The sequence below is a fragment of the Shewanella youngdeokensis genome, from assembly GCF_033180165.1.
GTDB classification, from domain to species: domain Bacteria; phylum Pseudomonadota; class Gammaproteobacteria; order Enterobacterales; family Shewanellaceae; genus Shewanella; species Shewanella youngdeokensis.
Genome location: NZ_CP136522.1, coordinates 2,703,582 through 2,727,364, shown reverse-complemented (window position 1 = coordinate 2,727,364; position 23,783 = coordinate 2,703,582). Strand labels below are relative to the sequence as shown.

Below are 23,783 nucleotides of genomic sequence, written 5' to 3'. Positions count from 1 at the left end.
ACTCTATCTTTTTAAATCATGCTTTTAAGTCATGTTTTAAATCAGATTTTTACATCATTAATGAGTCATTTTGGATCGTTTTTAGGCAATTAGCCTTGCACGTGGTTGTGCGTTCAACACTGCGCTTTGGGCAGAGTTAGTATTGATATTTCAATCATATCAATATTTTACGCAGCTTATCCCTTGCAATGCTAACGCTTAACTCAATGAGTCAATCAACCTAGGCATGATTTTGCCTTTAACGGTGATCGACCAACTTAAATCGGAGTTAACTCTCGTGATTAGCATTAATAACACCTGCCATATGGTACGTATGCGTACGTGGAGAACAGTATCTATCTGTTTTTTAGGGCTATTTAGCTCATTTAGTATGGCAGGCAATACACCCAGCACAGAAACTAACAAACAAGTGCAAGCCGTTGTCGAGCCTTTGCCGGCTCATGTTACAGCTATTAAGCTCCCTTGGGTGTTAGAGCAAACACTATTAAATAATGTGGCATTAAAAGCCTACCCTTATTCGCTGCGAGCCAGCGAGGCGCTTACCCTGCAAGCGGGCATTAAGCCTAACCCTGAACTGTCGGTTAACGTCGAAAATATTTTGGGTACAGGCGATATGCAAGGTATTGATAACGCTGAAATCAGCTTAGCCCTAAGCCAACTTATTGAGCTTGGTGACAAACGTCAGCGCCGCATTGATTACGCCAGCGCTAATCAAAAACAGCAGTTGAGTGAGTACGAAGCGCAGCGGTTACAAGTTTTGGCCGAAACCACAGAGCGCTATTTACAACTGCTGCGACTGCAAGCCATTGACCAATGGATTGCGCGGCGGATAGGTGTTGAGCAAACTGCACTGCAAAACATAGAGCAACGTGCTCAGGCGGGCGCAATACTGCAAGCTGATGTGAGTAAAATGCAGCTACGCCTGTCTCGCTCTAAGGTATTACAGCAGCGCATAGCGGGTGAGTTTACTGTTGCAAAACAAAAACTGGCCGCTATGTGGTCCAGTGAGGTGGCATTCACTGCTGTGAATGATGAGCTTAAGGCGGTGCAGGTGCTTCCGACCGCTGCGAGTGTATTAAATGCCATTGAAACCGCGCCGCAATACTTGCAACTGCTCAATGTTGAGCGGGTATTGGTTGCTAAACGCCGTATGGAAGAGTCAAAGGCTCAAGCCGATATTACATTGGGTGTCGGGCTTAAAAGCGTTGATGGCTTTGATGATGGGGCATTCATGGTGAATTTTTCAATGCCACTGCAATTTTCTAATCCCAACGCAGGCAATATTTTGGCGGCTAAGGCGTTAGAAGATAAAGCCAACGAAGAGCAACGTCTAGTGCGCGAGCAGCTTAAGCTAACTTTGCTAGCGGTTCATCAGTCGATGGTTAATAATGCTCAGCAAGTTGAGTTACTCAATACTCAAGTATTACCGCTTGCAAAGCAGTTACTTACCCATACCCAAACAGCCTACCAAACAGGGCAAGCTAATGTATTACAGCTTGCCGATGCACAAGCTGAACTGTTTAGCGTTGAACTTGAATTGATTGAAGCAAAAGCAGCGGTTTATCTGTCACTGCTCGCACTTGAGCGGATCACTGGCCAGTCTATGACTGTGGCAAATACTCACTTTACGCCTGTTGTGGCAATGGACAACCAATAATGAAAACTCAAAATAACGCATTATCCGCAAAACTTGTCGCCGCAGTATGGTCATTTTCAATACTGACACTTAGCGTAACACTGCCAGTAAAAGAGGTTTATGCTAGCGGTGATCACGGCTATGAAGAAGAGGAAGAGCATGCACCAGAAGGCCCGCATGGCGGCCGGTTATTAACCCATGACGACTTTGCCATTGAAATCACCATGGCTGAAAGCGGCATTCCACCTGAAATGCGGGTTTACACCTTTTATAAAGGTGAGCCAGTTAAGCCTGAAACCGTCGACTTAGCGGTATCATTAACCCGCTTGGGTGATGTTATCGACAAGGTGAGTTTTGTTGCCGAAGGTCAGTATTTAGTAAGTTCTCAAAGCGTGGCAGAGCCACACTCTTTTGATGTGGCAGTTAACGCGGCGTATAAGGGTAAACAATACGACTGGCATTATGATAATCACATGGGCCGCGTCACCATTAATGACCGTTTACTGGCTTTGTCAGGCGTTAAAACGGCAATAAGTCAGCCAGCTGAGCTTAAGTTTGTTGATAAGCTATTTGGCGTGGTTGCGATGATGACCGACAAACAATTTAGTGTGTCTGCGCCTTACACTGGGGTTATTGAGCAGCTAAACGTTACCGTTGGCGATAACGTTGTTAAAGGGCAAGTCATTGCCACTGTACGCAACTCAACCACACTGCAGCGTTACACTATTAAAAGCCCAGCTAATGGCCAAGTTACCGAGCAACTGTTAACCGTTGGCGATAACACCTTTAATCAAGCTATATTGCGGATCAGCGATCTGTCTAATGTGTGGATTGACATGTCGGCGTTTCCGCAAAGTTTAGGCCGCATTGCGCTAGGACAAGCCGTGACCATTGGAGACGATGAACACAGCTACAACGAACTGGCTCATCACAATAATGCAAATCATGAAAACTCGCACGCAGGCAGCCACCAAGATGGTGAGGCGCATGAGGGCAAAGTAAGCAGCACCATTAGTTATATTGCCCCGTTGATGACCGGCGGCCACATTGCGCAAGTTCGCGCAGTCATTGCCAACCCGCAAGGCCACTGGCGTCCGGGCATGCATGTGCAGGCGAGCATTGTTACCCGTACCAAATCAGTGCCATTGGCTATTCGCGTCGATGCATTGCAAACGTTTATGGACAAACCCACTGTGTTTGTAAAACACGGCAATACCTTCGAAGCTCGCATGTTGACCTTAGGCGAAACCGACGGCGAATTTGTTGAAGTACTTGATGGCCTTAAACCTAACGCCGAGTATGTCACCGACAACAGCTACTTGTTGAAAGCAGACATCATGAAAAACGCAGCTAAGCACGTACACTAAGGACGAATCGCAATGGATACGATTATCTCATTCGCCCTTAAACGGCGATTACTTATTCTGGCCATGACTTTATTGATTGCTGCATTAGGCGTGTACAACACCCTTAAGCTACCGATTGATGCCGTGCCAGATATTACCAATGTACAAGTACAAATTAACACCGCTATTAGTGGTTATTCGCCGCTAGAATCTGAGCAAAGGCTAACCTACGTCATTGAAAATGCGATGGCAGGGATCCCGAGCTTGTCATACACCCGCTCTATTTCTCGTTATGGGTTATCGCAAGTTACGGTGATTTTTGAAGAGGGCACTGATATCTATTGGGCGCGTCAGCAGATAACTGAGCGCCTACAAGGTATTCGTAGTGAACTGCCTGTTGATGCTGAGCCAGCGCTTGGTCCGGTAAGTAGTGGTTTGGGCGAAGTGTTTACCTACTCTGTTCGCGCACTTGACGGCGCGGTTAAAGAAGACGGCAGTGAGTATAACGCTGAAGACCTACGTACCATTCAAGATTGGATCATTCGGCCACAATTGGTCAACGTAAAAGGCGTGACCGAAATCAATAGTCTTGGTGGTTTTGAGCGTGAATACCAAGTCGCGCCCATTCCAGGCAAGTTATTAGCGTTTAAAGTTACCACCGCTGACGTTATTAAGGCGTTAGAGCTTAACAACCGCAATGTTGGTGCGGGTTACATTGAACGTAGCGGAGAGCAATGGCTAGTCCGCTCGCCGGGGCAGCTTAAAGATCTTGAGTCTATTCGCCAAGTGGTAGTCGCAAAACGTGATGATGCCCCTGTGCGCATTGGCGATGTTGCCGACGTGTTTTACGGTAAGCAATTACGTACCGGCGCAGCCAGTCAAGACGGAGAAGAAACCGTACTCGGCACCGCGTTTATGCTACTGGGTGAAAATAGCCGGGTGGTCGCAAAAGAGGTTGCCGATAAACTCAAACTCGTCAATGCCAGTTTGCCGCCAGGCATTGTTGCTGAAGCCGTGTATGACCGCACCACCTTAGTGGATAAAGCGATTCAAACAGTACAAAAAAATCTGTTTGAAGGTGCGGTATTAGTCATCGTGGTGTTGTTCGCACTATTAGGCAACTTTCGCGCTGCGCTAATTGCGGCATTAGTGATCCCGCTGAGTATGCTGTTTGCCATTACAGGTATGACTACCTATCGCGTGTCTGGCAACTTAATGAGCTTAGGCGCAATTGATTTTGGCATTATTGTTGATGGCGCGGTGATTATTGTTGAAAACGCCTTGCGCCACCTTGGCATGGCGCAGCACCGACAAGGTCGGTTACTGGAGCTAAAAGAGCGACTACACGTCGTGTTCACCGCCACCAAAGAGGTGTTTAAACCCGCTGTATTTGGGGTGTTAATCATCATGTTGGTGTATTTGCCTATTTTTGCGCTTAATGGTGTTGAAGGTAAAATGTTTCACCCCATGGCCTTTACCGTTGTTGCCGCTTTAATTGGCGCTTTACTGTTTTCAGTCACTTTTGTGCCTGCTGCAATTGCACTGTTTGTAAAAGGTAAAGTCAGCGAAAAAGAAAATTGGCTCATGGCTGGTGCACGTAAAGTCTACCAGCCGGTATTATTTTTCTCTCTTAAACGTCCCTTGATGATCATCATCGCCGCAATTGCCTTAATTGCAGTGACCAGTGTGCAATTGAGCCGTTTGGGTTCGGAGTTTTTGCCCGAACTGGACGAAGGTGATATTGCTATGCACGCCATGCGGATCACCGGCACGGGGCTGGAACAGTCGATTGAAATGCAAAAGCAGCTCGAACTGGTGATTGGCGAGTTAGATGAAGTGGAGCGGGTATTTTCAAAAGTTGGCACACCAGAAGTGGCAACCGACCCTATGCCGCCAAGTGTGGCAGACACAATTTTAATCATCAAGCCACAGTCAGAGTGGGCCAACCCGAACAAAACTAAGCACGAGTTTTTAGACGAGCTACGTGAACATGTTGAGCAAGTTCCGGGTAATAATTATGAATTTACGCAACCGATTGCCATGCGCTTTAATGAGCTAATTGCGGGTGTGCGCGCCGATGTGGCGCTACGGATCTACGGCGATGACTTAGATACTTTAAAGCTCGCTGGCGACCGAGCCGTTGGGTTATTTCAAGGCATTGAAGGCGCAACTGATGTACGTGTTGAGCAAATGTCTGGCTTACCTACTTTATCTATTGAGCCAAATCGTGATCATTTAGCCTTGCTGGGGTTAACCATTGCCGATGTACAACAAGCGGTGCAAACAGCCGTAGCAGGGGTACCCGTAGGGCTGATTTACGAAGGTGATAGACGCTTTAATTTAGTGGTAAGAATGGCCAACCACATTAGCCAAGACTTGAATTTACTGGCTAATATTCCTATTGCTTTGCCAGCCGATTTAAACCCAGAATTAAGTTATGTGCCACTGGGAGAGGTCGCCGAGCTTAAGTTTAAAATTGGCCCCAACCAAATAAACCGCCAAAATGGTAAACGCCATGTTGTGGTTACCGCCAATGTAACTGGGCGTGATTTAGGCTCATTTATTAAAGATACCAAGTTAGTCATGGCTGAAAAGTTAGCCTTACCTAGTGGTTATTGGAGCGAATACGGCGGCACATTTGAGCAGTTAGAGTCGGCATCAAACCGTTTGATGATATTAGTGCCGCTGACACTGCTACTAATATTTTGCTTACTTTACAGTGCATTTAGCTCAGTTAGAGACTCGCTAATTATCTTTAGCGGCGTACCGTTAGCGTTAACGGGCGGCGTGTTAGCACTGGTTGTGCGCGATATGCCGCTGTCAATTTCGGCCTCAGTTGGCTTTATTGCGTTATCGGGTATTGCCGTACTTAATGGCGTTGTTATGTTGAGCTTTATTAAAGAGCTCAAACTGCAAGGTATAGAGTTAATAGAAGCGATAAAACAAGGGGCAAGCCAACGTTTAAGACCGGTGTTAATGACCGCATTAGTGGCCAGCCTTGGCTTTGTGCCAATGGCGTTTAATGTCGGCACCGGCGCAGATGTACAGCGCCCGCTAGCAACGGTTGTAATTGGTGGCATTGTCTCGTCAACACTACTGACTTTAGTGGTGCTACCTGTGCTTTATGCCTTGGTTTACCGCTTTAGCAAAAAGTCGACTTAACGGCGGTTGAGCAGATGTTGCTAGTGTTTGTGGGTGACTAAACCCGTTAGCAATACAGTGAGTAACAGAGCCAAAAAAGGCGATAAAGCGGTTAGCTTTATCGCCTTTTTGTTATGAGGTATCTTCGAGCTTTTAAATTAGGCTCGGTTTCTTAGCCACCTAGCGCAGTTGGGAACCGCGATTGATAGCAATCAATTTATCAAAAATACGCTCACCATCCATGCGGATCCCATTGTGCTCATATTCCGATGTTAACCAGTAGTTTAGATTAGCCACTTGCGCCACAGTTTCGAGGCTATAGCGCATCTCAACATACATATCCTCGCTATAAATAGCTGCGGCAACCGGCACCTTATTATTAGTCAGTTTTTTGGGCTGGTATAGCGCGGGCCAATCTTGTTTTTGAGCAATGGCATTGGCCGCCGTTTTTAACGGGATTAAGTTGGCAAATTGCTCAAACATCCATGGGTAGATCATCTCGCCAGTAAACAAGAAAGGTTTGCCAGCACTGTAATTAAACTCTGGGTAGTGTTGCCTTACACGATGCGCCGACCAGTTAGAGGCATTTTGTTGGCAATAAATCGACTCATGTAACAACGCAAATAGCGGGTTGGTATTGTAGTCTAGATATTGGCTGAACTGCGTTAAGAAAAGTGGGTTTACTATAGTGCCGTTGGCGGTGGTGATCAGCGCTTGTTCAATCAGGTAGTAAATGCTTTCGGGGCCATGTTCCATGCCAATGTTAACCCCAAGCAGCTGCAACATTTCTACGGTTAAACGCTCGCCAGTTGCCAGTGTTACCTCGTGGTCGGTTATGTATTGTGCCAGTGTGTTTAGCAAGGCCTGTGCGTCACTAAAGCGCTTAAAAAAGTCAGCGTTTTTAGCCAATACACGTTGGTAAGTGGCGTGGTATACGTCATCTGCTGTGCGGGTTAGCGACGGGATCCCACCGGTAATATAGGCCTCTTTTAATCCTTCAGGTGCATCATTGAGGTATTTTAAAACACAAAAGCCACCAAAGCTTTGCCCGAGAATGGACCATGTTTGGTTATCGGTTAATTGACGGCGAATAGCTTCAGCATCGTTAATGATGTTATCGGCGCGAAAATGGCTTAGGTACTGCGCTTGCTGCGCAGCATTGAGGTGCGACAAACTAGCTGCACTGATAGGAGATGATAAGCCGGTGCCGCGTTGGTCGAGCAATAAAACCCTAAACTCTTGTAATGCACGTTTTATCCAGCCGTCATTCGCAGCGGGCCTAACGGCGCCAAACCCTGGACCGCCCTGAAAATACACCAGAAAGGGTAAGTTTTTGTGTTGGTTTTCGGCGCTAACAAGCTCACGGGCAAATACGTTGATGGTTTCACCCTCGGGCTTTGAATAATCAAGAGGTAAAATGAAAGTATGCTTTTGGGCAACTATGCCGGCAAGGGTGAGGTTGGTAGTCATTTGTTACGCCTTATTTTTTTTACTGTTATGGGCATTAGGGCTCCAGATTGTATACCTAAAAAGTAATGCGTTGTATGGTTTTGAATTATTGTTAACCCAGTTGAAGTGCAAGCAGTAAAAAATGTAGTGTTTTTGTGCGTGCGGCTACATTTTGTGGCAATTATTGATAGTGAAAATGCTCAAGTTGACGTAACCTTTACTCCAGTGAAACCAATTACACCATAGGTGATTTTCAATGAAGTATCAGTTAATACCCGTCACGCCATTTCAACAAAATTGCAGTTTAATATGGTGTGAGCAAACCCTAAAAGCGGCTGTGGTTGATCCGGGTGGCGACGTCGAAAGGATCCTAGCAGAAGCCGCAAGCAATAATGTGCAGATAGAACAGATTTTACTGACGCATGGACATATTGATCATGTTGGCGGCGCTGCTGCATTGGCGAAGCAATTAAATATTGAAATCGTTGGTCCTCATATCGCCGACAGTTTTTGGCTAGAAAGCCTGCCTAAACAAAGCCAGCATTTTGGTTTTGCTCACAGCGATCCATTGAGCCCGACTCGATATTTACAAGATGGGGACGAGGTTAAAGTGGGTAATCAGTCGTTGTCGGTATTGCATTGCCCTGGACATACGCCTGGGCATGTGGTGTTTTATAGCAAAAATGACGCTATCGCTTGGGTTGGTGATGTATTGTTTAAAGGATCGGTTGGCCGCACTGATTTCCCTCAGTCTAACCATCAAGACTTAATTGATTCAATTACCACTAAGTTGTGGCCTTTAGGCAAACAAGTGCAGTTTGTTCCTGGACATGGGCCATTATCGACTTTTGGAGAAGAACGGGTACATAACCCTTTCGTTGCGGATCAGCTTTTTTCATAGTATTGCCCACCGTTAAATTCATTAATAGAAAATAGGCTGTACGATGCAGCCTATTTTTCATCTCATTGCTTTGGTATTCATTCACCGACTAATTATTCTCTGTTTTTACAGTGTGGTTTAGCGGCTGTTCATTGCTAAAAGGCAAGCTATAAACCTTGCAATTGATTTGTTGGGAGCAGTTTGTCGTATTTATTCAATCTTTCACACTGGTACAGCACTAATATAATGACACTTACACAGGCTTATCGTACCGGATTAGGTCCTATTGCAGTGGTATATTGCATTTAGTTAGCCACCTAATTTTGCCGTCTGCACAGACTCACTTATGGAACATGTTACCTATGACAAATCAAACCGCGACGTTAGCACAACTAGGTTGGCGGCCTTTTTACCAACAGCAGCTAAACCTTGATGAATTAACCTTGTACAGCATTGGCCGTGTAGTTGAGCAGCACCGTAGCCATGTTGTGGTTTTAAACGAACAGGGCAGTACAAGGTTAACTCACTATGCTGATGATGAGCGACTCTGTGTGGGCGACTGGGTACTATTTGACGGTTCACAGCGGGTGCAGCGCCTGCTAGATCGGCAGTCTTTGTTTAAGCGAAAAGCACCAGGCTCTAAAGTGACGACTCAGTTCATTGCGGCTAACGTCGATAGCGTAATGATAGTGTGTTCACTTAATCATGACTTTAACCTTAGCCGCATTGAACGCTACCTAGCATTAGCCAAAGAGGCGCAAGTTGAACCCGTAGTCGTACTGACCAAGGCCGATCAATGCGATGATGTAGACGATAAACGCCAACAAGTGCAGCAGCTTGACCCATTGATGATGGTATATGCGGTTAATGCATTGGTGGCAGAGGCGCTAACACCGCTTTTAAGCTACTGCCGACTTGGTAAAACGGTTGCATTTTTAGGTTCATCAGGCGTGGGTAAGTCAACATTGGTTAATGGCTTAATGGGCTTTGATGCACAAGAGACCAGTGCCGTACGTGAAGATGATAGCAAAGGGCGGCATACCACAACCTCAAGGGCACTTAAGTGGTTACCTCTCGGTGGCTTATTGATGGACACACCTGGTATGCGAGAGCTACAACTGAGCGATTGCGACCAAGGTGTGAGTGAAACCTTTAGTGAAATAACGACTTTGGCCTTAACGTGTCGCTTTGCCGACTGCGGTCATCAAAGTGAGCCCGGCTGCGCGATACAAATGGCATTGCAAACTGGGAGTTTGACTGAACGGCGGCTGAAAAGTTACCAAAAGCTCATGCGCGAGCAAGCGCTAAATGGTGCAACATTAGCGCAGCGAAGAGCAAAAGATAAAGCACTGGGTAAAATGATCCAAGGCGTGCAACAGGCGTCGCGCCGAAACAAAAAGAATGCATAAGCTGTTAAGCCTGGCGAAAGGCTAGCCCTTTTAATTGCAGGCTTTAAAAACCCATTCTAAATGTCATCATTGATGGGCAACTTAACCATTTTACGCAATTATTACTAACGAGGCTTGATGAGGTAATAATAAACGGCGACTTACTTATAAACATTAATTTTTGACTGAACTGATATTTAATTTTAATGACGAAATAATTCGGAAAATTTTGACAGTTTGAGCTAATTACACGGCACTAATCAGGCAGTGTCGCCCACCAAAATTGTTGCGACAGTGGTATAATAGTCTCGCTTTACCTGCGGGCTAAAGGCAAAAGTTAACAGGGTTGTTAATGTTGTAAACGAGTGCTGTAAAGCAATGGTTTGCATGTTGTTGCAAGTTGTCTGAGTGCTGTAATTTTACTCGTTTAATATGTGCTATTAGGTATTTTAACTGCATAGATCAAATTATTTGGTATATAAAAAGTGCTACTTTACCAACCCTGAAAGTTGGCATTTTGAATGCGGGTATTTATGTCGTATTGGTATAGATAATTTAATTATTTCTAATTTGTTTGAATGAACATTTATAGAAGTCTTTATTATCAATAAGCTCATAAAAAACTTAAATGTGGCTTTATACACTTACCTGATATTAAATTTATTGCACTGTTGAATGTATAAAAGGACGTTATGGAACATCGTTGGCAAGTTGCAATTTCTGCTGGGCTATTAGCGGGTATTTGGGCAGGTTTTTCCGACATTTTTCAACTGGTCACATGGATTGGTTTTTTAAGTTGCAGTACGTTTTTCGCCCAGAACAGACCTGACCTAAAAGGGATGTTCATGACCATGGCGACCAATGTGTCGGGCGTATTTTGGGCATGGACGGTAATTGCTGCAAGTAGTTATTTGCTGTCTCCAATACTAGGGTACTGTTTAACCGGAATTGCCACCGCAGCGATGTGTTTACAGGCGAGTTATCAAAAGTTGGCATTTATTCCAGGGGCATTTATTGGCTGCTGTATAACCTTTGCTATGGCCGGAGATGTTGCCACTATTTTGCCGCCGTTATTGTTAGGGGCAATACTTGGTTACAGTATGAGCTTACTAACAACACAACTGATTGTATTGACCAAAAAAAGCCAAAATGTAATGGCTAATATTAAAATTAAGGCCAAAGAGTCTTAAATGATTAACTGCACGGCTTTACTGAGCTAAATTGGCTGCAGAGTCGTTCAACTTTGCTTAATGGCTTATTTTTTGCCAAAGGAACAGATAGATGAAACAAATGAACTTTCGAATTATTGATGGTCTTTTAATCAAAATTAGTCTAAACGGAAAGTTTTGGACAATCTGCGCCTTAGTGACGCTTTTTACCGTGATCCTCGCCAGCTTAAATTACACTAATGTAAAACAACAGCTAGAAACAACCTCCATGGCAACGGCTCAAGCCAGTGTTGATGCTTATGCCCAGATTGCCAGTGAACAGTCACTCAATGGACAAGCATTAACTGATTTTGCTCATCAACATGGTCTTAGTGTTAGCCGTATTTCTGGCAGCGACAGAGTTAATAATACCGTGAGTGTGACAGCCCCAGTTGCGGCTGAACAGCTCAGTTACACCGTAAACGTGGGTGATTGGGAAGCTGCAGCATTAGCAACCGCAAGCAACATGGTGTGGTTAGCATTGTTGAGTCTTTTGCCGTTATACCTACTTAGCTATTGGATCCGTACGTCTTTAGGTAGTGGCTTGTGGGATATTTACCAAGCCATTAAAAGGCTGGCAGATGGCGACTTAAGTACCAGGTTAAATTTTTTTGGAAGCGATGACTTCAGTATTATTGCCCGAGAGATTGATCGCAGCGCTGACAACATGAATGAAATTGCGCTAACCATTACCGACAATGCGCGTACTTTGACCCATGCTGCTAGTGAGTTTGAAAACCAAGCAGCGTTAAGCGAGCAACTAACGCAGGCTCAACATCAATTTTTAGATACGGTTTCGGTGGCAATGTCTCAAATGACCGTTGCGGTTGAAGAAGTGTCAAAAAATGCCTCAAATACCTCAGAACAAACTGAGCAAAATTCGACTCAAGCGGCTAACAGTAAAGTTAAGTTGGCAGAAGCGGTCGACAGTATTGGTATGCTAACTGAAAAAATAACCTCGGCGTCGGTTTCGGTTGAAGACTTATCCCATGCGGCCACCAAAATCGGTGCTGTGGTTACTACCATTAATAGCATTTCTGAACAGACAAATTTATTAGCGCTAAATGCGGCAATTGAAGCTGCCAGAGCTGGCGAGCAAGGTCGCGGTTTTGCCGTAGTTGCAGATGAAGTTCGCACGCTTGCAAGCCGAACGCAGCAGGCGACGGTTGAAATCCAAACGATGATAGAAGGTTTGCAAAACGGTACTCAACAATTGACCCATGTTACCAACGACATCGTCACGCAAGCTAGCAAGGGCCGAGAGGCCATAGTGTTGGTGAGTAATGATGTTGACAGCATGGCAACGTCAATTAGTACGGTATTTGATATGAGCCTACAGATCGCCACGTCATCAGAAGAACAAAGTGTTACCGCACAAGAGATCTCATCACAGCTCAATGACATTCGTCAGCAGGCACAAACTATTAAAGAAACCACCGAAAGCTCAATTGGGATCGCTAACGACTTGAACAGCACTTCAAAAGGCATGGATAAACTATTACAACAATATACTTTGGCAAGTAAATAATGGTGGCACTATTTTAAGCAAGGCTTGAAAAGTAATAAAAATGCCAGCAATTAATGCTGGCATTTTTTAGAGTATCGTAACGCATTAACCGAATCGATTAACTAAAGGTGCTCCAAATAGGCGCGTGGTCAGACGGTTTTTCGATGCCGCGTAATGCGTAATCAATGTCTGACTCAACCAAGCGTTCTGCAAGTGTTGTGGTCGCTAATACTACGTCAATGCGCAGTCCGCGGTTATCAACAAAGCCTTTGCTGCGGTAATCAAACCATGAGTACCGCTCTGTGCGAGTTGGATGTAACTGGCGGAACGTATCGACTAAACCCCAGTCCATTAAGGTCTTAAGCCATTCACGTTCTTCAGCTTGAAAACTGCATTTTCCGGTTTTTAACCAACGTTTAGCATTAGGTTCACCGATACCGATATCTAAATCGATAGGTGAAATGTTGATATCGCCAATAATCGCAATGTCTTCATCGGCGCTATGGTGCTCATTTAAATACACCATTAAGTCTTGATAAAATTTTCGCTTAGCAGGGTATTTTGTTTCATGGCTAATATTTTCACCTTGAGGGAAATAACCATTAATTACCGTGAGAGGGCGACCATTTTCTTGCGTAAAAGTCGCCATTATCATCCGGCGTTGAGCGTCGTCTTCGTCGGTAGGGAACCCCTTTTGTACCTTGATAGGGTCAGCCTTCGACAGCATCGCCACGCCATAGTGCGCCTTGCCGCCGTGGTAATGTACTTTATATCCCATCGCCTCAACATCGGCTAAAGGAAAGGCTTCGTCATGAACCTTAGTCTCTTGTAACCCAATCACATCAGGCTGATGACTATCGATTAAGGCCTGAAGTTGGTGTAGTCTGGCACGTAATCCATTGATATTAAATGAAACAATTTTCAAGATTAAGCTCCTTGTATTTACGGCAATACTAACTTGTAAGGCTTAACGGTAACGCTTTGGTAAACACCAGCTGGAATATAAGGGTCGGCATCTGCCCAGTGTTGTGCATCTTCAAGTGACGGAAACTCAGCAACAACTAACGAACCTGTAAAGCCCGCATCCCCTGGGTTTTCGCTGTCAATCGCTGGGTGAGGACCTGCAATAAGTAATCTACCTTCGTCGGCGAGCAGTTGTAGCCTAGCAAGGTGATCTGCACGTGCCGCTAAACGTTTGTCTAAGGTATTTTCAATATCTTGCGCCGAAATCATGTACCACATTATTTGAGCTCCTTACGGTCTTCTTCAGACATATTTTTAAATAGATACAGTACCGTTAATACGGTATTAACCAAGGTTAAAGCCGTTAAACCAAAGACCTTAAAGTTAACCCAAGTCTCTTGCGATAAGCTAAAGGCAACATAAACATTGACTACTGCACACACAGCAAAAAATAGCACCCAGTACCAAGTGACATGCGCCCAAAATTTGTCAGCAACAATTAAGTCTTTACCTAGCATGCTTTTTAAAATCGGCTTGTTCATCAACTGGCTTACCGCGAGTGCAATGGCAAACAAGGCGTAAACGATTGTGACCTTCCATTTGATAAAAGAGTCATCTTGTAAAATTAAGGTGAGCGAGCCAAACACAGTAACAATACCAAAGGTAATGAGGTGCATCTTTTCTATCTTTTTATATAACATGTAGCTAATGACTAGCTGCAATGCTGTCGCGGCGATTAAAGCACCACTGGCGACATAAATATCAACAAATTTGTAGACGGCAAAAAAGATAACGAGAGGCAGAAAGTCGAGCAACTGTTTCATAGGATAGTGTCAGTTCAATAATCATAAAAATGGGCCTCAGTTTAGCATGCAAGCTAAAAAGGCAAAAGCGTAACGAGCATGCTTGAGAGGTCGAGCAAACCTGTGGCGTGGTTTCCCCTTATTTATTATCAGTAATATCAGTAAGCCGCGTGCAGGGAAGGGATAGTAAATACTCAACACCTTTAGCTGGCCTTGTTAAGTGTTTTGTATCTGCTTAAACCGTTGCACTTCACTCGTAAGCCCCATATTTGACGCTGCTAACTTTAATTGATGCCAGAAATTATCTGGTGCGTTGCATAGCAAACCTAAGTCATCAAGCGCATTCATTGCCAGCTCTAGTTCATTGTGTTCAAGGTATTCGATATATTCTTTGTCGAATACTTTTGCTTCTTCAAAGAGCACATTTTCTGGTAGTAACGCGCGGCCTGCTTTTAAATGCTTGTTATACGTATTACGACGCCCCACTAAAAATAACAAGTAAGAGCCCAAGAGTAAAACAGGATTTACTTGGTTTTGATATATTTGAAAAGGCTTTAACCCAACTATTAAAAGGATAAATAGGGGTAACTAATAAAGCTGGCGATAATAGAAAACTAGTAAATATAATGAAAACGCCTAATAGAGAAGTTATATCGCGCAACTCAAATAAAACTGATTGATAAATTTGAATAATTTGAATTAAAAAAATGAACACCATAAATATTTTAAGGTAATTCGAATTCCTCTTGATTTTGTCGTCTAAATTCATTGTAATACCGTCCTTGATTATACGTATAACGCCCCAATAAGAGGCGCAAAATGCATGGTTATAATTAGTGAGGCACGAACGCAAACCATGCTTTTTGCGTCCTACTTGATTGCCTTGTTAGGTGTAAATTACCCACTAGCCTCTAAAACCATTTGGTTACGCCACTCGCTGACGTTAGACCATTTATCATTTGTCAAACCATTATGCGACCAAAATATGACTTCACCGCTAAAATACAAAGCCAGCCATTTTTAATCAATAACATAACGACCTTTAAAGCAAACAGCAATGCATGAGTGACCTTTCGTTTGATACAAAACAATGTTTGGCATGCTGCTAGTGAATTTTTTCGCTAAAGTAGCGCTTTATCAGGCAGAAATGGCGAATTTTAGGCGCGCGCTGTTAACTCTGTTCCTTGACTGAGTTTGACTGTGATGTTGAAGTTTGGATGACGAGTAGAGTTTACTCTAGTGGCAAGTGTTGACAGCTTTTTGCAAAATGCCGTCGGCGTTTTTCAAGGTGTTCAGAGTAGCGACTGAGCTCTTGCAATGTGCCTACAGGCCCATGAAATAGCTGACCAAATTCAGCAACAATTTTGACCCAGTTAGCTGTTGGGATATTCAATCGATTAAGGATGCTTTCGGCATTGGCAGATATTGCGCCGCGCTTATCATCACGAATGATTCTGCCTGTTTCATCAACCAATTCAAGGTAATCGCTAAGCATAAACGCAATACCCTTTGGTTGGTGTTCGCGCTCGTGACCAATAAAGGGTAACAGCGTTTTTGGTTGCTGACCTTTAAGGGCTGCGGTAACTCTTAACTTGAGGCTGGTGTAGTCTGATTGCTCTGGCGTATCAGCCATTTTAGCTCTAATTGGGTTAAGTTCGACGTAAGTCATACAAGCCAGAACGGCGGCTTCATCGAGTAAGGCTTGGGATTTGAATCGTCCTTCCCAAAAGTGTCCGGTGCAGTTGTCCTCAATATTGGCTTGCCGTGCAATAGGCTCATTTAGGCAGCGCATAAACCATGAAATATCACTAAGACGTGAGCGGTAAATCGCTATTTGATGCTTTAACTGCGCAACTAAGTGCTCGTCAATCACTTCACCTTTGGCAAATTTTTGCGTCAGAGCAGTACCGTTAAAACACTGATGCCATTGCATAACAACGTCTCTGTCAGACCATTGATTTGCTTTGTCTATGTCGATAAAGAGCACCACATGCAGATGGTTGCTCATCACAGCATAAGCGGCAACATCTATTGCAAATACCTCAGTCAGTTTAAGTATTTGGGTTTCAACCCAGCCTCGGCGATGGTCATAATTCTTGCCAGTGTATTCGTCGTCACCACACAAAAATGCGCGCCGAACGACTCGACTGCAGCAATGGTAATAAGGTGTGTCTTCAAGACTCACTAGGGTTCTTCTAGGGCGTGGCATTTCAACCTCCAACTAAAACTTATCAAGCAAGCTTAGTCGGAGGGGGTAATTCATGCCATTTAATGAAGGGTGTCTATGTATTTTCTCAGCAACGCTAATTCCATCAACACCCTCATACAAAATAGGACTACAAGGCAACTTTTTATGACTCTGTAGGTATTCAGATATTTTATCTAGGCGTTCACGCATATCAGACATAGATAAGCTATATTCGTTTTCTGCTCCTGTAAGGTAAGCAAATGCCATTTTTACAATTGCGTCTCTTGAACCTTCGGACAAGTCATGAATTGATAGAGATCCTTTACATTTTACCCATTCACCGTTTTGCCACCATGGCAAAGGCTTAAGTGATAATAAATATCGCCATCTATCAGTCGGCACTCCATCTAACCCAACTTTCGGAGGCCAACCAGATAACTCAGCATATGGTTTAATCCATTGCTCAATTACATCTTCAGGGAAGTTTTTTAACTCTTCAAATACCACAACATCTCCTGTTGGCTAACGCCGCACTAAGCGGACTAGAATAGTGGGTTATAATGTGTAGCGAAGCGAAACGTAACCCACTGTTTTAGTTCCGTTTAAGTGCCTTGTTATAAATGCTTATCTGAATTAGTTAGACTTAAATATGTTAGCTAAGTTATTGAAAATAGCACCTGTTCGTTTACCAACATGCTTGATAGTTCTTGGCTCTATTCTTTTTTCTATATCAGACCATGCTTCATTACCCATGCCAGAAATAAAGCCTTTACTATCAGCAATTACATTATCATGCTTTAAAATTAAATCAGCAAAATCAGTAGCAAATGGCATCAGATGATCACTTATATACTCTTCTAAATAATCTTTGTGAACTACATCAATTGCACCAATATTAGCCAAATGATAATTGTCATCTTTGTTAGCTGTTTGATGCCTTGGTATTCTAACCCAAGGAACCATTTCAATCTCGTTGCTATCCGTGCACTTTACACTAACCATAGGACCATCAATAACTGCTATAGGAATAGTTATGTGGCAATCATAATAGTGGGCTGTCTCAGGTGGTTTTTCGCATTCTTCAAAGTACGAGACTGCTTTAAGTAGAGGGTTAACTAAACCTTGATATGGTTGGCTACCAGAAAGTTCTATTTTTTTACCTTTTCTTGCTCCCTTACTAAAGGTATTTGCAAATATTGGGCTTGTACTTAAAAATGGGTGATTAGATAACTCAAGAGCTTGCAGTATAGAAAAATTATAAGTTGAAGCTTCATCATCAGAAGTAAAAACAATATTCTTATTTGCCAAGCCTGCTATAACAGGAAACTTTGGAGTCAGCTGCTTATCTTTTGTTAAAAAGAACACATAAGGCATATCTGATTGTTTACATTCAATTATTAAGTTGAGAGTTGGACGAACTCGAGGTTGTGGCTTATTAAAGTCATAAAGATATAATTCTGCGAGTAAATCTATAGCCCTTTCTTCATTTGAATCTGAATCTATAAAGTTCCACTCTTCCTGAATACGAAATTTCTTCGATAGCATCTCATATATTACAGTTTGTAATGGATAACCGGAAACTCTAACAGCTTCGAGTATTTGTTGCTCTTCTACACCATTAGTTAAAATGTTGCTTTCAGGATTATTTATTGAGTGACTCACAACACTTCCTTGTATTTATAACGCCCCACTAAGGGGAAAATTATTGTTGGCTAAAATTGCGAGGCACGAGCGGAGCCAACTGTAATTTTTCCCGCTTTAGTGCCTTGTTAGGAAGAACTTTTAGAAAGGCCTGCCTAGTATTAATTCGTATTTAGATGCTGGATTAAATACCTGACCTAAATCACTTTCAGGATACCACTGAGCATTAAGAAACGGTAACGGGTTTTCAGCGATATCCGTCCAACTTGCGTTAGGGAATATAGTTAAAACCCAGTGGTCACAATCCCAAGCCCCATAAACCTTTTCATTTGGTAGCCAAAGTAAAATAAATTCTGGATCATAATCTTCACAGTAATTTGTAATGCTTACAGCTGTAATCTCATAAAATGCATCAATTTCGTCATCTTCAGGCGAAACCCAAACAACTCCAGATTTGATCTCTGCTAGATTACAAATTCCGACTTTGCCCGCTTCAGCTTTTGAAACGTCGTAATCTAATTGATTGCCTTCTTTGAGATAATCACAAAGGTCAGATGGAAACTCCATTTTGTGTTCTTCCTAACGCCTCGTTAAGAGGCAAATAATATGTTGGCTAAAATAAGCGACGCAGGAGCAAAAGCCAACTGTTATTTGTCCTGCTTTAACGATTTGTTAGGTGCGATCATCGCACTTTGAGCCTTTTTAAAAAGCACGAAAACGATCACAAATGCACCAGTAAATATATACGTGTACATTGCCGACATACTATAAAAATAAGCTCCAAAGCCAATTAAAAAACTTAACAAAGCAATAAATATAACAAAGTGGTGAATTGATGTTGCTTTGTCATTGCTAGCATTACTAAAAACTATCATTTCTTTAAGTATTGATAACGAACCAAAAGAAAATGTTAGTGAAACTATGAATGCAATCAGAGAAACCTTTTTAGCGTAAACATTCACATCGTTGAGGCTTGGTATGAAAATCAATAAAGCAAGGGATGTTGCTGCAATTCCAGCACTTAACCAAGAAAAAAAATCTCTACGCGGATTCGAAATCAAATTAGCACCTAACAGCTTATTCATTAGTCGCTCGATAACGTCCCAAGCAACTCGTTAACTTTTTAATAACTAGGAAATACATAGCCAGCCATTGTTAATCAATAACATAACGACCTCTATAGCACACTACAATGCATGAGTGACCTTTCGTTTGATACAAAACAATGTTTGGCATGCTGCTAGTGAATTTTTCGCTAAAGTAGCGCTTTATCAAGCAAAAATGGCGAATTTTAGGCGCGTGCTGTTAACTCGGTACTTTGACTGAGTTTGATTGAGAAGGTTTGGCTTTAATGACGAGTGGAGTTTACTCTAGTGGCAAGTGCTGGCAGCTTTTTGCAAAATGCCGTCGGCGTTTTTCAAGGTGTTCTGAGTAGCGACTGAGCTCTTGCAATGTGCCTACAGGCCCATGAAATAGCTGACCAAATTCAGCAACAATTTTGACCCAGTTTGCTGTTGGGATATTCAATCGGTTAAGGATACTTTCGGCATTGGCAGATATTGCGCCGCGCTTATCATCACGAATGATTCTGCCTGTTTCATCAACCAATTCAAGGTAATCGCTAAGCATAAACGCAATACCCTTTGGTTGGTGTTCGCGCTCGTGGCCTATAAATGGTAATAGTTGTTTTGGTTGTTCACCTTTAAGGGCTGCGGTAACTCTTAACTTGAGGCTGGTGTAGTCTGATTGCTCTGGCGTATCAGCCATTTTGGCTCTAATTGGGTTAAGTTCAACGTATGTCATGCAAGCAAGCACGGCAGCTTCATCGAGCAAGGCTTGGGATTTAAATCGTCCTTCCCAAAAGTGCCCGGTGCAGTTGTCCTCAATATTGGCTTGCCGTGCAATAGGCTCATTTAGGCAGCGCATAAACCATGAAATATCACTAAGGCGTGAGCGGTAAATAGCTATTTTCTGTTTTAATTGAGCGACGAGGTGCTCGTCAATTACTTCACCTTTGGCAAACTTTTGCGTCAGTGCAGTACCGTTAAAACACTGATGCCATTGCATAACAACGTCTCTGTCAGACCATTGATTTGCTTTATCTATGTCGATAAACAGCACTACATGCAGATGGTTGCTCATCACAGCATAAGCGGCAACATCTATTGCAAACACCTCAGTCAATTTTAGTATTTGGGTTTCAACCCAGCCTCGGCGATGGTCATAATTCTTGCCAGTGTATTCGTAATCACCACACAAAAATGCACGCCGAACGACTCGACTGCAGCAATGGTAATAAGGTGTGTCCTCAAGACTCACCAGGGTTCTTCTAGGGCGTGGCATTTCAACCTCCAACTAAAACTTATCAAGCAAGCTTAGTCGGAGGGGGAAATTCATGCCATTTAATGATGGGTGTCTATGTAATTTAAACACCTCAGTAAGTTTAAGTATTTGGGTTTCAACCCAGCCTCGTCGATGGTCATAATTCTTGCCAGTGTATTCGTCGTCACCACACAAAAATACACGACGAACCACTCGACTGCAGCAATGGTAATAAGGTGTGTCTTCAAGACTCACTAGGGTTCTTCTAGGGCGTGGCATTTCAACCTCCAACTAAAACTTATCAAGCAAGCTTAGTCGGAGGGGGTAATTCATGCCATTTAATGAAGGGTGTCTTTGTATTTTCTATAACTCAAGTTCTGCCATATCTTCTTTTATTTCTTTAGACATTCCGGAAATTAACAAATCCATAGCTTCTGAAACCTCTTGAAGATCACCTTCCTGTAAGGATTTTTTTAGCAATAGGTGTAATTCAAGATTTGAGGTGTTTAAAAGCAGTTGAGACTTTTGCATGTCTTTAACCCGTAATACTTCGTTATATACGTGCATATCATAAAAAAAACCTCCAAGGATAAAGCATCCGATCACAACTGAAATTGATATTAGATTATTTTTCACCACACCCTCGAAGAAATATAACGCCCTAATAATGGGCAAAAAATTGTTGGCTAAAATGTTGAGGAACGAAAACAGCCAACTGTTTTTTGTCCTTATTAATTAGCTTGTTATATAACCTATTCACTATAACCATCTAATGGTGCAACTGTCATGCTATTTTGAAAATTTGCAGGCTCTATTGCATTTAAGTACTTGGTGTTTACAAAGATAAAATAGGTTTCAATATCAGGACCATTTGAATATGGATAAAGAATTGTTCCTTTAGGTAAAACGCCAATATTCTCAGGTGTTGCTTGAACAGTTAAAGTTTGGGTTAACGATACAGGGTTGGATTCTAATAATTGCCACTTGAACCAAAGAGCACCAGCAGAAAATGAAATTAGTGATACTAGAATTAGTACTAAATACTTCAACTCAGACTCCATTCTATTGAGGTTATATAACGCCGCTAGCAGCCGGGACCGAAGCGAAGTGGTTTTTGGGTTGAACGAAGCGGCAGCGCAGTGACCCAAAAACTAACGTAGCTTTGGGCCTCGGTTGACTAGCCTTGTTATATGCACTTACTTCTTTTTACCAATGTACTGGAATTGATCGCCAAAAGTACCGTGACTTACAACCCATGTGCTGTTGATTTTGTAGAAGTAGAACTCCCAATTAACAGGATGATTTTGGTGTTTGGCAATAGTCACGATGCGCACCAATGAAGGTGATAGTTCTTCATGACTTAGAGTTTCGTAACCGTGTAATTTTCCATATAGGGCAGGAACTGATGAAACTTGCTGCTTAAGCAAGGTTAGTTGCTGTGCCTTAGACGCCATCAAGGGATTACTTGAATATAAGCTGTCAATTGCAGTGGAGTATTTACCAGCTACCAAATCACTGAAGTAAGCTGCCACTTGTGATTTTGGGCTACCTTCGTAAGCGGTTGAGCTGAAGGATAGGCAGCAGAGGGCGATGCCAGTTATTAAATTTTTCATGTTAATTTCCTTATTCTTGACGATTGGTAGCATATAACGCCCTGTTAATGGGCAAAATATAGTTGGCTAGAATAAGCGACGAAGGAGCAAAAGCCAACTGTATTTTGTCCTTGTTAAACAGCTTGTTAGGTAACTTTTACCACTGGCCAAATCTTACTATCTGCTGTGGAGCATATTCCATTATCCATGTACGATTTGATGAAACAATTAGAATATTTTCTTGATCGAAGTAAGTTGGTAAATCCGCTAATACTTGAGACCAACATAAATACCTTAAATTTGACCAAGCTTTATCAGTGATAATTACTTCAAAAGAGTCCGATACATTTTTGCCGTTAAGCCAATTAACTAATTTACTTTTATGCTCGCAGTCTTCGATAGATGCAATAACCCATTCGCTTGTTTCGTCAACGCCACGATCCCAGCTAACTTCATGTAAGTGAGGTTCAACTAGTTTTCTTAAATCCCTGACTCTCAAATCAGGATTCAACAGATTAACCATCCGTAGTTACCTAACGCCTCACTCAGAGGCTAAAATTGATGGCCTAAAATGGCGAGGCACGAGCAATGGCCAGCTGTTTTAGTCCTTTGCAGTGACTTGTTATAAATTACTTTAATCGAACTCTTCTTGTTGAGGTAAATTATCTGTAATTTCATGCCAGGCCGCTTTGCTACCTACATAAACATGACGAGTAGGTTTTACTTTAGGATCGGTATCTAGTGTACCAAATGGAAAACCTAATATATTTGGATAAGCATCAAATTTAGTGAATAAACTAGAACCACACTCAGAACAAAAACCTTTATGCTCGCCTTGAGAAGATTCATAAAATTTAATAAATTTATCTCCCTTAATAGTTTTCCAGCTTGCGGTGCTTATTTTAGCTCTTGTTCTAAATGCTGAAGCATGTAGCTTACGACACATACTACAATGGCAATTTAAAACATCTTCAAATTCACCATCGATTTCATATTGAACTCGATTACACAAGCAACTTCCTTTGTTTATCACGATACTCTCCGTAATTTATAACGCCTATATAAACTGTGTAAAGTATGGAGTATTTTTGGCGTACAATCAACGCGAAGCGTCCACGCCAAAAATGCGGAATACTTTGCATCAGTTTTAATATACTTGTTATACGCCAGAGTCGAGTTCTATACCACCATCAAATTTTACGATAAACCAACCCTTAGGAGATTCAATGGAATAGCAGTCATTCTCATCCATACCAATAAGTGCACAAAATATTTTTAATGAGTAGCCATTATTAAATTCTATAGTTAAATCTAAGCCGGGTTTTGAGATGTGTATATTTTTTATAGAATTATTTAATAGCATGTTAAATGCAATTTGATATGGACCATTTTCATCATTGTTGTGGTGACTTCCACAAATTACATTATCTTGATTTTCGATTCGCCATGGCGAATAGATCATAATGGTAAATTCAGAATCATAATTTCTAACTAATTTAGATAAATGTTTATTTTTTGAAGGGGTTTTAGATTTAGTTTTTTCTCCAATTTTTAGAGAAATAACAGAACCAGAACCTTTTCCTCCAACAATTCCCCAAACTTCTTTTCCGATAAGATTTTGTAATTCAGAATTTAATAAATTGGTATCGATCATTAATTACCTGAGTGTATAACGCCCCAATAAGGGGAAATTTATAGTTGGCTAAAATTATTGAGCGA

The 23,783-nt window shown here is 42.4% G+C and carries 24 protein-coding genes and 1 pseudogene; 7 read left to right on the top strand and 18 right to left on the bottom strand.

Translation table 11 applies throughout. The features are described 5' to 3' along the window. Nucleotides 1-232: 232 nt before the first annotated feature. The 3 genes from RGE70_RS11600 to RGE70_RS11590 are packed head-to-tail and all read left to right on the top strand — an operon-like array spanning nucleotide 233 to nucleotide 6,144. Nucleotides 233-1,657, top strand: coding sequence for a TolC family protein (locus tag RGE70_RS11600; RefSeq protein WP_375087850.1), 1,425 nt, complete (start codon nucleotides 233-235; stop codon nucleotides 1,655-1,657). Next, the gene (locus RGE70_RS11595) at nucleotides 1,657-3,003 is read left to right on the top strand and encodes an efflux RND transporter periplasmic adaptor subunit (protein ID WP_310471610.1); all 1,347 of its coding nucleotides are present in this window, start codon (nucleotides 1,657-1,659) and stop codon (nucleotides 3,001-3,003) included. Before RGE70_RS11600 ends, RGE70_RS11595 begins: the two co-directional genes overlap by 1 nt. Before the next feature lie 12 nt (nucleotides 3,004-3,015). After that, nucleotides 3,016-6,144 (top strand): efflux RND transporter permease subunit, encoded by a 3,129-nt coding sequence (locus RGE70_RS11590; protein WP_310471609.1) that lies wholly within the window; start codon nucleotides 3,016-3,018, stop codon nucleotides 6,142-6,144. Between the two features lie 159 nt (nucleotides 6,145-6,303). Here RGE70_RS11590 and RGE70_RS11585 read toward each other — a convergent pair whose 3' ends face one another. Next, a complete protein-coding gene (locus RGE70_RS11585; RefSeq protein WP_310471608.1) occupies nucleotides 6,304-7,593 on the bottom strand; it encodes an alpha/beta fold hydrolase in 1,290 nt (429 codons plus the stop codon). A 235-nt stretch (nucleotides 7,594-7,828) separates the two neighbouring features. On the opposite strand from RGE70_RS11585, the gene RGE70_RS11580 reads away from it, so the two are divergent. The 4 genes from RGE70_RS11580 to RGE70_RS11565 all read left to right on the top strand — a co-directional run bounded on the left by RGE70_RS11580 (nucleotide 7,829) and on the right by RGE70_RS11565 (nucleotide 12,576). Further along, entirely contained in the window at nucleotides 7,829-8,473 is a 645-nt protein-coding gene (locus RGE70_RS11580) for an MBL fold metallo-hydrolase (protein WP_310471607.1), read from the top strand. 341 nt (nucleotides 8,474-8,814) lie between these two features. After that, nucleotides 8,815-9,861 carry a ribosome small subunit-dependent GTPase A gene (gene rsgA, locus RGE70_RS11575; RefSeq protein ID WP_310471606.1) on the top strand — a complete coding sequence of 349 codons (1,047 nt, stop codon included), beginning with the start codon at nucleotides 8,815-8,817 and terminating at the stop codon, nucleotides 9,859-9,861. Between the two features lie 671 nt (nucleotides 9,862-10,532). Next, nucleotides 10,533-11,030, top strand: coding sequence for a DUF1097 domain-containing protein (locus RGE70_RS11570; protein ID WP_310471605.1), 498 nt, complete (start codon nucleotides 10,533-10,535; stop codon nucleotides 11,028-11,030). 91 nt (nucleotides 11,031-11,121) lie between these two features. After that, nucleotides 11,122-12,576, top strand: coding sequence for a methyl-accepting chemotaxis protein (locus RGE70_RS11565; protein ID WP_310471604.1), 1,455 nt, complete (start codon nucleotides 11,122-11,124; stop codon nucleotides 12,574-12,576). 97 nt (nucleotides 12,577-12,673) lie between these two features. Here the strand turns inward: RGE70_RS11565 and xthA are convergent, their stop codons facing one another. From xthA to RGE70_RS11480, 17 genes and pseudogenes are all read right to left on the bottom strand, one after another. Beyond that, nucleotides 12,674-13,480, bottom strand: coding sequence for an exodeoxyribonuclease III (xthA, locus tag RGE70_RS11560; protein ID WP_310471603.1), 807 nt, complete (start codon nucleotides 13,478-13,480; stop codon nucleotides 12,674-12,676). Between the two features lie 17 nt (nucleotides 13,481-13,497). Then, nucleotides 13,498-13,797, bottom strand: a complete 300-nt coding sequence (locus RGE70_RS11555) for a YciI family protein (RefSeq protein ID WP_310471602.1) — start codon at nucleotides 13,795-13,797, stop codon at nucleotides 13,498-13,500. Further along, entirely contained in the window at nucleotides 13,797-14,342 is a 546-nt protein-coding gene (locus RGE70_RS11550; protein ID WP_310471601.1) for a septation protein A, read from the bottom strand. Before RGE70_RS11550 ends, RGE70_RS11555 begins: the two co-directional genes overlap by 1 nt. Nucleotides 14,343-14,537: 195 nt before the next feature. Continuing rightward, nucleotides 14,538-14,819, bottom strand: coding sequence for a hypothetical protein (locus RGE70_RS11545; RefSeq protein ID WP_310471600.1), 282 nt, complete (start codon nucleotides 14,817-14,819; stop codon nucleotides 14,538-14,540). 733 nt (nucleotides 14,820-15,552) lie between these two features. After that, the gene (locus RGE70_RS11540; RefSeq protein WP_310471599.1) at nucleotides 15,553-16,530 is read right to left on the bottom strand and encodes a transposase; all 978 of its coding nucleotides are present in this window, start codon (nucleotides 16,528-16,530) and stop codon (nucleotides 15,553-15,555) included. A 12-nt stretch (nucleotides 16,531-16,542) separates the two neighbouring features. After that, on the bottom strand, nucleotides 16,543-17,016 hold the full coding sequence (locus RGE70_RS11535) for a hypothetical protein (RefSeq protein WP_310471598.1): 474 nt from the start codon (nucleotides 17,014-17,016) through the stop codon (nucleotides 16,543-16,545). A gap of 126 nt (nucleotides 17,017-17,142) precedes the next feature. Continuing rightward, nucleotides 17,143-18,171 (bottom strand): hypothetical protein, encoded by a 1,029-nt coding sequence (locus RGE70_RS11530; protein WP_310471597.1) that lies wholly within the window; start codon nucleotides 18,169-18,171, stop codon nucleotides 17,143-17,145. Between the two features lie 120 nt (nucleotides 18,172-18,291). Then, on the bottom strand, nucleotides 18,292-18,717 hold the full coding sequence (locus tag RGE70_RS11525; protein ID WP_310471596.1) for a hypothetical protein: 426 nt from the start codon (nucleotides 18,715-18,717) through the stop codon (nucleotides 18,292-18,294). A gap of 80 nt (nucleotides 18,718-18,797) precedes the next feature. Then, a complete protein-coding gene (locus tag RGE70_RS11520) occupies nucleotides 18,798-19,235 on the bottom strand; it encodes a hypothetical protein (RefSeq protein WP_310471595.1) in 438 nt (145 codons plus the stop codon). A gap of 280 nt (nucleotides 19,236-19,515) precedes the next feature. Further along, on the bottom strand, nucleotides 19,516-20,493 hold the full coding sequence (locus tag RGE70_RS11515) for a transposase (protein WP_310471594.1): 978 nt from the start codon (nucleotides 20,491-20,493) through the stop codon (nucleotides 19,516-19,518). A gap of 78 nt (nucleotides 20,494-20,571) precedes the next feature. Then, nucleotides 20,572-20,751 (bottom strand): annotated as a pseudogene (locus RGE70_RS11510) (transposase); the annotation flags it as partial. Between the two features lie 84 nt (nucleotides 20,752-20,835). Further along, nucleotides 20,836-21,108 (bottom strand): hypothetical protein, encoded by a 273-nt coding sequence (locus RGE70_RS11505; protein WP_310471593.1) that lies wholly within the window; start codon nucleotides 21,106-21,108, stop codon nucleotides 20,836-20,838. A gap of 116 nt (nucleotides 21,109-21,224) precedes the next feature. After that, on the bottom strand, nucleotides 21,225-21,521 hold the full coding sequence (locus RGE70_RS11500; RefSeq protein ID WP_310471592.1) for a hypothetical protein: 297 nt from the start codon (nucleotides 21,519-21,521) through the stop codon (nucleotides 21,225-21,227). A 147-nt stretch (nucleotides 21,522-21,668) separates the two neighbouring features. Continuing rightward, nucleotides 21,669-22,085 (bottom strand): hypothetical protein, encoded by a 417-nt coding sequence (locus RGE70_RS11495; RefSeq protein WP_310471591.1) that lies wholly within the window; start codon nucleotides 22,083-22,085, stop codon nucleotides 21,669-21,671. A gap of 136 nt (nucleotides 22,086-22,221) precedes the next feature. After that, the gene (locus RGE70_RS11490; RefSeq protein ID WP_310471590.1) at nucleotides 22,222-22,587 is read right to left on the bottom strand and encodes a hypothetical protein; all 366 of its coding nucleotides are present in this window, start codon (nucleotides 22,585-22,587) and stop codon (nucleotides 22,222-22,224) included. Between the two features lie 111 nt (nucleotides 22,588-22,698). Next, nucleotides 22,699-23,097: a GFA family protein gene (locus tag RGE70_RS11485; RefSeq protein WP_310471589.1), complete on the bottom strand. Its 399-nt coding sequence runs from the start codon at nucleotides 23,095-23,097 to the stop codon at nucleotides 22,699-22,701. A gap of 126 nt (nucleotides 23,098-23,223) precedes the next feature. Further along, nucleotides 23,224-23,718 carry a hypothetical protein gene (locus RGE70_RS11480; RefSeq protein ID WP_310471588.1) on the bottom strand — a complete coding sequence of 165 codons (495 nt, stop codon included), beginning with the start codon at nucleotides 23,716-23,718 and terminating at the stop codon, nucleotides 23,224-23,226. Between the last annotated feature and the right edge of the window lie 65 nt (nucleotides 23,719-23,783).

Coding starts and splice junctions, on each gene's coding strand:
- RGE70_RS11595 (WP_310471610.1), top strand. CDS start 1,657: ATGAAAACTCAAAATAACGCATTATCCGCAAAACTTGTCGCCGCAGTA.
- RGE70_RS11590 (WP_310471609.1), top strand. CDS start 3,016: ATGGATACGATTATCTCATTCGCCCTTAAACGGCGATTACTTATTCTG.
- RGE70_RS11585 (WP_310471608.1), bottom strand. CDS start 7,593: ATGACTACCAACCTCACCCTTGCCGGCATAGTTGCCCAAAAGCATACT.
- RGE70_RS11580 (WP_310471607.1), top strand. CDS start 7,829: ATGAAGTATCAGTTAATACCCGTCACGCCATTTCAACAAAATTGCAGT.
- rsgA (WP_310471606.1), top strand. CDS start 8,815: ATGACAAATCAAACCGCGACGTTAGCACAACTAGGTTGGCGGCCTTTT.
- RGE70_RS11570 (WP_310471605.1), top strand. CDS start 10,533: ATGGAACATCGTTGGCAAGTTGCAATTTCTGCTGGGCTATTAGCGGGT.
- RGE70_RS11565 (WP_310471604.1), top strand. CDS start 11,122: ATGAAACAAATGAACTTTCGAATTATTGATGGTCTTTTAATCAAAATT.
- RGE70_RS11555 (WP_310471602.1), bottom strand. CDS start 13,797: ATGTGGTACATGATTTCGGCGCAAGATATTGAAAATACCTTAGACAAA.
- RGE70_RS11550 (WP_310471601.1), bottom strand. CDS start 14,342: ATGAAACAGTTGCTCGACTTTCTGCCTCTCGTTATCTTTTTTGCCGTC.
- RGE70_RS11540 (WP_310471599.1), bottom strand. CDS start 16,530: ATGCCACGCCCTAGAAGAACCCTAGTGAGTCTTGAAGACACACCTTAT.
- RGE70_RS11525 (WP_310471596.1), bottom strand. CDS start 18,717: ATGGAGTTTCCATCTGACCTTTGTGATTATCTCAAAGAAGGCAATCAA.
- RGE70_RS11520 (WP_310471595.1), bottom strand. CDS start 19,235: ATGAATAAGCTGTTAGGTGCTAATTTGATTTCGAATCCGCGTAGAGAT.
- RGE70_RS11515 (WP_310471594.1), bottom strand. CDS start 20,493: ATGCCACGCCCTAGAAGAACCCTGGTGAGTCTTGAGGACACACCTTAT.
- RGE70_RS11495 (WP_310471591.1), bottom strand. CDS start 22,085: ATGAAAAATTTAATAACTGGCATCGCCCTCTGCTGCCTATCCTTCAGC.
- RGE70_RS11490 (WP_310471590.1), bottom strand. CDS start 22,587: ATGGTTAATCTGTTGAATCCTGATTTGAGAGTCAGGGATTTAAGAAAA.
- RGE70_RS11480 (WP_310471588.1), bottom strand. CDS start 23,718: ATGATCGATACCAATTTATTAAATTCTGAATTACAAAATCTTATCGGA.